Here is a 9,478-nt window from a genome sequence, read left to right as displayed (position 1 = left end):
TGCCGTCAGATCATCAAGCTGGCGCCCAGCCACCTGGTGCTCCTGGAACAGAGCGAAGTGGCCCTCTACAACATAGAGATGGAACTGGCGGACCTGATCCAGCGCCATCACTTCGACCTTAAGCTGGTCGCCATGCTCGGTTCCGTGGTGGATCCGGGGCATGTGGAACGGCTATGCCGCGAATTCGACGTGGATACGCTGTATCACGCCGCCGCCTATAAACACGTCCCCATCGTTGAGGAGAACCCCGCCGCCGGCGTGCGCAACAATATTCTGGGCACGCTGGCCGCGGCCCAGGGCGCGGAAGCCGCCGGCGTGAGCCACTTTATTCTGGTCTCCACCGACAAGGCGGTGCGCCCCACCAATGTGATGGGCGCCACCAAGCGCTTCTCCGAACTGGTTCTGCAGGCCATGGCGGGGCGGGGCAGCAGCACGGTTTTCTCCATGGTCCGCTTCGGTAACGTGCTGGGCTCCTCCGGATCGGTGGTGCCGCTGTTCCGCGAGCAGATCCGCCGTGGTGGGCCGGTGACGGTGACGCACCCCGATGTGATTCGCTACTTCATGACCATCCCCGAAGCCGCCCAGCTGGTGATCCAGGCCGGTGCCATGGCCAAGGGCGGTGAGGTGTTCGTGCTGGACATGGGCGAGCCGGTGCGGATTCTCGATCTGGCGCAGACCATGATCCGCCTGATGGGGCTGTCGGTGCGCGACGAGTCCAACCCGGACGGTGATATAGAGATTGTATTCAGTGGCTTGCGGCCCGGGGAGAAGCTCTTCGAAGAACTGCTGATCGGTGACGCCAGTGTGCGAACCGAGCATGAAATGATCATGCAGGCCCACGAAGAGGCGCTTTCCAGCGAGGAAGTCGCGGCGGCCTTGCAGGCTTTACGCGCGGTTCTGGATCGGGGCCAATCGGCGTCGTTGAAAGCGCTGCTGTGCCGGTACGTCAACGGCTACCGGCCCCGCGAAGAGGTCGAGGGCGAGGATCCGGAGTTGCCCTGCATTGAGGGCGATGAAACGGCCGCCGGCGCCACCACGACGGCCGCGGCCGCGTCCGGAAAAGGCGTCCATTAAAAAGGGCGCCGCACGGGCGCCCGGGGCTCGAGGTGACGGAGACTCAAGACATCACTCGATATTTCGCGGTCCGGCCACATCCTTGTCGTTACTGTCCATTCCACGAAGCGCAAGAGCCTGCCACTGTGTGAGCCCGGTCTCAATTTACAGGCTGATACTTTCTGTATACCCCTGCTTCTTCCCGCCCATAAAAAAGGCGCCCGTGGGCGCCTGAAGTCACACAAAACGACTATGGAACGATGCCCCGGGGCCTGCGGGAAGGGGGTGAGATAACCCCGGGGCACGCTTAAAGCCTGCCATTATGTGACGCGTATCACAATATGAATTTACAGTACTTCGGTACGAAATAATGAAGCTTTGGCGTGAAGGGTAATAATAGTTGCCGCAATTTATATCACTATTAAATCTTAGTTTTTACTAGGCCGAATCTATTGTTTTGCGTTTTTTAATCCAAAAAACTATTAAAACATTGTTTTTCAACGTGTACAGGTTTTGTATCACTGTGTACCATTTGCGAATCTGTGATTAAGTTGGCATCTAAAACATTTTGTATGCGCTAGGCAATTTAATGATTATGCCCGGGCGCTGTGTCAGTTCCATTTAGTGATCTGTACCTGGGGGTATCATGAATTCATATCATGAAATTGAACGTTTTCAACGTAAGGCCGGCCAGGCCGGCTTTCCCTTCCGCGATACCGGCGTGCCGGCGCACCAGCGGCGCGAGACCGGCTGGAATCTGATTGACCAGGTGGCGTCGGCCGCCGCCTCCCCGACGGCCCGCGCACCGGCTGCCCCGGTCGCCGGGCCGTCTTTGCAGGCGCGCGACGGCCCCGGTGGGGCGGTCAGTGCCCACCGGCCGGAGCCGGTCCAAGCGCCCGCTGGCCGGGGCCCGGAGCAGGTCCAGGACGTCGCCCTGGAGCGCTTCGCTTCTCTTCTGAAAGCCCGTCAGCAGCGCAAAAGCACCGTTGCCGAATCCGGCGAGTCCGCGTCTTTGAAGCAGTTGCTGCGCAACATCGCCGTGGGCGCCCCGGCGGATGAGCACTGGCCCACGCAGTGTTAATTGCCGTCGCGTCTCCCAAAGGGGGCGTGGGCAAGACCACCTGCGCGGCGCATCTTGCTTACGGTAGCGCCGCCGCTGGTTACCGCGCCGTGGCCGTGGATTTGGACCCGCAGAATAGCCTGCGCCTGCATTTCGGCATTCCGTTAAGCGAAACCGGCGGTCTCTCAAGGGGCGAACTGGCCGCGGGCGACTGGCGCGGCCGCCTGCTGGCCGGGGCCGGCGGGGTCGAGGTACTGCCCTACGGCGCCTCCGATGCCACCGCCCGCCGTGGCCTGCACCGCTCCATGGAAAGCCCGGGCGCGCTCAGCGCCGCGCTGCGAGGTCTGGCGGAATCCGAGGAGACCGTGGTGGTGGTGGATTTGCCGCCGGGACCCTCGGCCGCTCTGGACGCGGTTTCGGCACTGGCCGACCTGCGCTTGACCATTTTGTTGGCGGACTCCGCCTCCCTGTCGTTGCTGCCGGCGGTGGAGAAGGGCTATTACCCTCCCTGGGTACCGGCGTCTTCCCAGCACCGGTTGGTGCTGAACCAAGTGGATATACGGCGTCGTCTCAATCGGGAAGTCACCGAATTTGTTCAGGCTCAATATCCTGATTCGTTGCTGGCCATGGTGCATCGGGACGAGGCCGTGCCGGAAGCGGCGGCCCGTCAGATGTCCGTTGCCGAGCACGCGGAATCGTCCCGGGCCGCCCGGGATATGAGCATGCTGTGCCGCCGATCACTGGCGTTGTTGCTGAATCGGGCGGAGACGTCCCATCAATCATCGCTTTGGGGACCGGCTCTGTAGGCCGGAGGGAACGAATGAATAATACCAATACCCGGTCGCCGGTGGGGAGGCGGTTTCTGTTCGTGTGCGCCTGTCTTTTGGCGGCGCCGCCGATCCTGCTGTTCATCACCACCCCCATGGACGCCGGGCATCAGGCTCTGCTGGGGCTGGCAAGCGTCCTGGTGATGGCATTGGTGAACCGTTTCCGGCCGGACTCCCGGCGGGTGTCCTTGTGGCTGGTGGCGCTTTCGCTGATTGTCTCCAGCCGCTACATATGGTGGCGCGCCACCTCGACGCTGCATTTTGAAAGCGTGCCCGAAGCGGTGCTCGGCTACGGCTTGTTTCTGGCCGAGCTGTACGCGCTGGTGATTCTTCTGCTCGGCTATCTGCAAACGCTCTGGCCGTTGGAGCGCAAGCTGGTGGCGTTGCCGGAAGACACCCGTCTGTGGCCCACCGTGGATGTTTATATTCCCACCTATAACGAAAGCCTGGACGTGGTCAGCGACACGGTGCTGTCGGCGCAGAACCTGGATTACCCCGCCGACAAGATGCGCATCTACATACTCGACGACGGCCGGCGGGACAGCTTCGAGGCGTTCGCCAAAAGCGCCGGGGTGGGCTACATCACCCGCGAGGATAATCAGCACGCCAAGGCCGGCAACCTGAACAACGCCCTCGGGCAGACCGACGGCGAACTGATTTGTGTGTTCGACTGCGACCATATCCCCACCGCCGGTTTTCTGCAGGCCACCGTGGGCGGCTTTGTCGAGGACGCCAAACTGGCGATGGTGCAGACGCCGCACTATTTCTATTCCCAGGATCCGTTTGAACGCAACCTGGGAGTCGGCGAGGAATTGCCCCGCGAGGGCGAGTTGTTCTACGGACCGGTGCAGAAAGGCAACGACTTCTGGAACGCGACCTTCTTCTGCGGCTCCTGCGCGGTGATCCGCCGCCAGGCGCTGGACGAGACCGACGGCTTCGCGGTGGAAACCGTCACCGAGGACGCCCACACCGCGCTGCGCTTCCAGCGTAAAGGCTGGCGCACCGCGTTCGTGAGCCTGCCGCTGGCGGCGGGCCTGGCCACCGAGCGGCTGTCCCTGCACATCGGGCAACGGGCGCGCTGGGCGCGCGGCATGACGCAAATCCTGCGCGTGGACAATCCGCTGTTCGGCCGGGGCCTGAGCCTGGCGCAGCGGCTCTGTTATCTGAACGCCATGCTGCATTTCCAGTTCGCCCTGCCACGGGTGGTGTTCATTACCGCGCCGCTGGCCTACCTGCTGCTCGGGCAGAACATCATCGCCTCCTCCGCGTCGATGATTTTCGCCTACGCCTTGCCGCACCTGTTCCATGCGATCTGGACCAACTCGCGGCTCAACGGCCGTTTCCGCTACACCTTCTGGGGCGAGATTTACGAGTCGGTGCTTTGTTTCCACTTGATCAAGCCCACGCTGGTGACCCTGTGGGATCCGAAGAAAGGCTCGTTCAACGTCACCGAAAAAGGCGGCCTTCTCGAGAAAAGTTTTTTCGACATCAGCGCGGTGCGGCCGCATCTGGTGGTGGCGTTTTTGCTCGCCCTGGGTTTGGGCAGCGGCCTGGTGCGGTTCTATTGGAACGAGTACTACGCCATCGAGCGGGACGTGATGCTGCTCAATGTGTTCTGGGCCGGCTTCAGTTTGATCACCTTGCTGGCGGCGATCGCCGCCGCCCGCGAGCAGCGCCAGGTGCGCACCAACGTGCGGGTGCCGCTGGTGCTGCCGGCGTCGATCTATCTGGCCGACGGCCATGTGCTGAAAACCCGCACGCTGGACGTGTCGCTGGGCGGCGTGCGGTTGGCCAACCCGCTTGACGAGGCCTTCGACGGCGAAGTGGAAGACGTGGAGATCCGCCTCGACGACCAGAGCGTGGTGTTGCCGGCGCGGCTGGTGAGCGCCAAGGGCAAGGACCTGCGTTTGCAGTTCGGCCTGATGAACCTCAGCCAGCAGCGGCAGATGCTGCGCATCGTCATGGGCCGCTACGACGCCTGGCTGGCCGACAAACCGCACCCCAAGGACCGGCCCCTGCACTCCTTCCGCATCGTGCTGCGGGTGGTGATCCTGATGTTCTTCGGCCGCTGGCTGGCGCGCGGCCGCAAGGAACGCGAGATCGACGCAACCATGCGCGCCAACCACCTCTGGCACCGTTTCATGCCCCTGGCGGTGCTGCTGCTCCTGGCCCTCCTCGCGCTCCTGGCGGTCCGCCCGGCCCTCGCAGATGATGTGCGAGCGGGCCCCGCCCGCGAAAGGCCGGCAAAGCCGGCCGGCAGGATCCCAGAGCCCTCTCTAAAAGACGGCTCGCAACTGGAAACTCGCACCCACCAGCAGACGCTAACCTTTCGCCAGCTCGGCCAGGTGGACGGCCTGACCCTGGCCGGCGCCCAGTCCCAGGCCGGGCTGGGTTTCTCGGTGGGCCGCGATGAAGTGGTCACCGAGGCGGAGATGTATCTCAAGCTTAATTACGGCGATGAGATTCTCCCCGGCACCGGCCGGCTGCTGGTGGAGATCAACGGCGCCCGGGTGAAAACCCTGGAGCTGGACCGCGACGCCACCGAGGCCGAATTCCGGCTGCCGGTGAACCCGGCCCTGCTGGTCACCAACAACCGCATCAACTTCCGGCTGGTGGGGCTCGCCGACCGCGCCTGCCCCAACCCGCTGGACAAGCGGGTGTGGCTCACCGTGGCGCCGTCCTCGGCGATCGAATACCAGGCCGACCGGCTGCCGCTGGCCAGCGACCTGGAAATGCTGCCGGAGCCGTTCTTCGACCTCACCTCGCAGAGCCGGCTGGACCTGCATCTGGTGCTGCCCGATGCGCCGGACAGCGACGTGCTGCGCGCCGCCGCCATCACCGCCTCCTGGTTCGGCGCCCAGGCCCGTTACCGGGGTACGCGCTTTTCGTTGCACGACAACGAGCTGCCCGCCGCCCATGCGATCGTGTTGAGTACCGACGCCAACCCGGTGTCCGGGCTCAGCTCGGAGGCCGGCAGCCACTTGTCGGTGATTGATAATCCGGCCGACCCGTTCTTTAAACTGCTGGTGCTGCACGGCACCGATGGCGCGGACCTGGTGCGCGCGGCGCGCTATCTCACCCTGCGCAGCGCGCAGTTGCGCGGCCGCCGGCAACCGGTTCAGGACGTGGACAGCCCGGTGCGCGCCGCCCATGACGCGCCCCGTTGGGTGTCCACCGAGATGCCGGTGGAGCTGGGTAGCCTGGTGTCGGGCGATCAACTGCGCACCCAGGGGCTCTATCCAGGGGTGATCGACGTGGGCTTCCGCGCGGCGCCGGACCTGTTCCTTTGGCCCGGCGAAACCGTGCCGCTGCGGGTGCGTTACCGCTTCGCCGATGGGCCCTGGCTGGATAACGACACCTCGCGTCTGGACGTGGCCTTGAACGGTCAGTTCCTTAAATCGCTGCCGCCACCCCGCCTGGATTGGTGGGGCAACATCAAGCGTGAGCTGGGCGCCGGCGACAACCGTCAGCAGGAAGCGGTGATCCCGGTTCCGCCGGATCTGATCCACGGCGAGAACCGCCTGACCTTCTATTTCAATCTGCGCTACACCCTGGAAGAGGAATGCGATCCGGTTCTGCCCGGCGACGTGGTCAATCAGGTGTACCCGGCCTCCACGCTGGACCTGACGCACACCCGCCACCTGGCGGTGATGCCGTCGTTGTCCGCCTTCGTGGCCGCCGGCTACCCGTTCTCCGACCGCGCCGATCTGAGCCGCACCGGTCTGGTGCTGCCGGCGGCGCCTGACACGGCCACGCTGACCACGGCTCTGGACCTGATGGCGCGGATCGGCGCCGCCTCCGGCTACCCGGCGCTGGGCGTGGAAGTGAGTCTGGGCGTGGACGGCCTGCACCGGCTGCGCGACCGGGACCTGCTGGCGGTACTGCCGATGGCGGCGCCGGCCTTTTCCCGGCTACTGCGCGGCGGGGCGTTCGTGCGTGACGACGGCGAATTGCGCCTGCACCCACCCACGGCCATTGAGCGCCTGCGGCGTCTCGTTCTTGGAGACTGGTTTCTGGAGCACGAGCAAGCCGCCATCGCGCTGGCCGGACAGCGGCAGCCGCGCGTGCTGATGTCGATGCCGTCGCCTTTGAACGCGGACCGTTGGCAGGTGCTGGTCGCCGCCGAGGAGTCGGCGCAGCTGCCGGCCATGGCGGACGCCCTGGGCGACAGCGACATCACGTCACGGGTGCGCGGCGATTTTCTGCTGCTGGACGCCGACCAACCGCGTGCGTTCCGGGTCAATCCGCAGCGTCTCAGTGGGGACGTGAACTGGTTGACACAATTCCGCTGGGGATTCGGCAAGCGGCCCCTGCTTTTGTTTTTTCTGGTGTGTGTGATTTTCGCGCTGCTGGTGGCGTTGCTGGTGCCGTTACTGAAATGGCGCCAGGCGCGGCGTCTGGGCGAATAAGGAAAGTGCCATGAAACAAGCGATTTTGGCTTTGCCGGTAGTGTTGTGCCTGACGATGCTCTCCGACGGTGCCCTGGCTCAACCGGTCAGCGAACCGGCCCAGGGCGGCGGCGCCGAGGCCGGCGCCTCCTCCCTGGAGGCCTTGTTCAGCCAGGCGACGTTCTGGCGGGCGAACAACCGCCCCGACCTGGCCGGGGACGCCCTGCGGCGGGTACTGGCGGTGGAGCCGGGCAATCCCCGGGCGCTGCGTGGCATGGGCGAATTGGCGCTGGCCGCCGGCGACCGGGAGACCGCCGGCCAGTGGCTGGAGCGCCTGCTTGCCCAAGCTCCCGACAGCGAGGACGCGGCCCGTCTGCAGGCGGCGCTACGCCGCGAAAAGATCAGCAACGGCGATCTGATGGAGGCGCGCGCCCTGGCCAAAGCGGGCAACGCCGCCGGCGCCGTGGCCCGTTACGAAGCCCTGTTTGATGGCGCGGCGCCCGCCGGCGCCGGGCCACCGCCGGACCTGGCGCTGGAGTATTACCAAACCCTGGCCGGTGTCGACGCCCGCTGGGGCGAGGCCCGCGACGGGCTGGCACAGGTGGTGCGCGATAACCCCAACGACCTGGCCGCCCGCCAAGCGCTGGCGGACGTGCTCACCTACCGCCAGGCCACCCGCGATCAGGGCATCGAGCTGCTGGCCGCGCTGTGGCGCGCCCAGCAGCGCCTGCAGGTAATCGCTCCTTGGCGGCAGGCGTTGCTGTGGCTGCCGCAGGAGCCCGCCTCGGCGGACGCCCTGCGCGACTACCTGGCGGTGCGCCCCGACGATGCCGTGGTACGTGAACGTCTGGACAGCGTACTCAGCGGCAGCGGCGGCGCCGCCGTGGCGGACGCCTACGATGCCCTGGAAGCGGGCCGCCTGAGCGCCGCCCGCCGCGCCTTCGAGGCGGTGCTCAAGGACGACCCGGACAGCGCCGAGGCGGTGGCCGGTCTTGGCCTGATCGACCTGCGCCAGGGCCGCTTTGGTCCGGCGGAGCAGCGTCTGGCGCGGGCCATTCGCATGGCCCCCAATCGGCGCAAGGATTGGGCGCCGGCGCTGGAGGACGCTCGTTTCTACGGCCGGCTCGCCGAAGCCCGCTCACTGCACCAACAACAGAACTACGACCGGGCCCTGCAGGCGGTGATCCCGCTGGCCCGCGCCGGTGGCCGCCGGGGTCGCGACGCCGCCTTGCTGCAAGGCGAGATTCTGCTCGGCCAGGACCGGCCGCAGGTGGCGGAAACGGTATTCCGCGACTTGCTGGACAACGACGGCGACAACAATGACGCCCGGGTGGGCCTGGTGCGCGCATTGATGGCCCAGGAACGGTACGACGAGGCCAACCGGATTTACGCCGAGCTGCCCGCCGAGGAGCGCATGCGCTACGGCTATGTGCGCGATCAGCAGAGCCAGGTGTTGCGCCAGCGGGCACAGGCGTTGATTGATGATGGCCAGGTGTACGCCGGGGAAGCCTTGCTGCACGAAGCGGTGGCGGCGGCGCCCGCTGACCCCTGGGCGCGGCTGGCACTGGCCAAGCGCATGCAGGCGCGCGGCCAGAGCGGCCAGGCGGCGGCGATGCTGGAGCCGTTGGAAGCGCCGGGCGCCGAGCCGGAAGCGTTGCTGGCGGCGGCGCAGTTCGCCGCCGACCAGGGCCGCTGGCAGCATGCCCGGGATTTGCTCGACCGTCTGCCCGCCGACGCCCGCGACAGCGACACTCAGGCACTACGCCAGCGTGTCGAGAACGGCGTTCGGATGGCCGAACTGGCCCGGGTTTTCGACAGCGGTGACCGTTGGCGCATTCAGTCGGAACTGGAGCGGCTTTACGCCGCGCCGCCCGAGACCCCGGCGCAAACCGGCCAACTGGCCAACTTCCTGGTCGATCGCGGCGAAAGCAGCCTGGCGCTGACCCTGGTGCGCAAGGACCTTTCCAAGGGGCTGGAGCGGGGCGCGCCCAAGGATTTCGTGCCCCATGCGCTGGTGTTGGGACGGCTGGGCTACGACCGCGAAGCCGGCGAGCTGCTGCGCGAGCTTCAGCGGCGCTCGGAACAGCAGCCTGGTGGCGCGGAGGCGTTCGCCGATGCGCGCCGGACCCTGTCGGTGGCGGCGGTGGACC

5 protein-coding genes are annotated in these 9,478 nt (G+C 66.0%); all 5 read left to right on the top strand.

What is annotated here, in order from left to right; genetic code table 11:
* Positions 1–1,074, top strand: a 1,074-nt coding sequence (locus ACEQZD_RS13900; protein ID WP_370186188.1) for a UDP-N-acetylglucosamine 4,6-dehydratase family protein, incomplete at its 5' end; no start/stop codon positions are given.
* A 625-nt stretch (positions 1,075–1,699) separates the two neighbouring features.
* On the top strand, positions 1,700–2,134 hold the full coding sequence (locus ACEQZD_RS13895) for a hypothetical protein (RefSeq protein WP_370186186.1): 435 nt from the start codon (positions 1,700–1,702) through the stop codon (positions 2,132–2,134).
* Positions 2,128–2,919 (top strand): cellulose biosynthesis protein BcsQ, encoded by a 792-nt coding sequence (bcsQ, locus tag ACEQZD_RS13890; protein WP_370186184.1) that lies wholly within the window; start codon positions 2,128–2,130, stop codon positions 2,917–2,919. The genes ACEQZD_RS13895 and bcsQ overlap by 7 nt, the downstream gene beginning before the upstream one ends.
* A 14-nt stretch (positions 2,920–2,933) precedes the next feature.
* Positions 2,934–7,349 (top strand): UDP-forming cellulose synthase catalytic subunit, encoded by a 4,416-nt coding sequence (gene bcsA / locus ACEQZD_RS13885; RefSeq protein WP_370186182.1) that lies wholly within the window; start codon positions 2,934–2,936, stop codon positions 7,347–7,349.
* Between the two features lie 10 nt (positions 7,350–7,359).
* A partial coding sequence (locus tag ACEQZD_RS13880) for a tetratricopeptide repeat protein (RefSeq protein ID WP_370186181.1) occupies positions 7,360–9,478 on the top strand: 2,119 nt, incomplete at its 3' end.

The sequence above is a fragment of the Alloalcanivorax sp. genome, assembly GCF_964221125.1.
Lineage (GTDB): Bacteria > Pseudomonadota > Gammaproteobacteria > Pseudomonadales > Alcanivoracaceae > Alloalcanivorax > Alloalcanivorax venustensis.
This window is presented reverse-complemented; position numbering and strand designations above follow the sequence as displayed.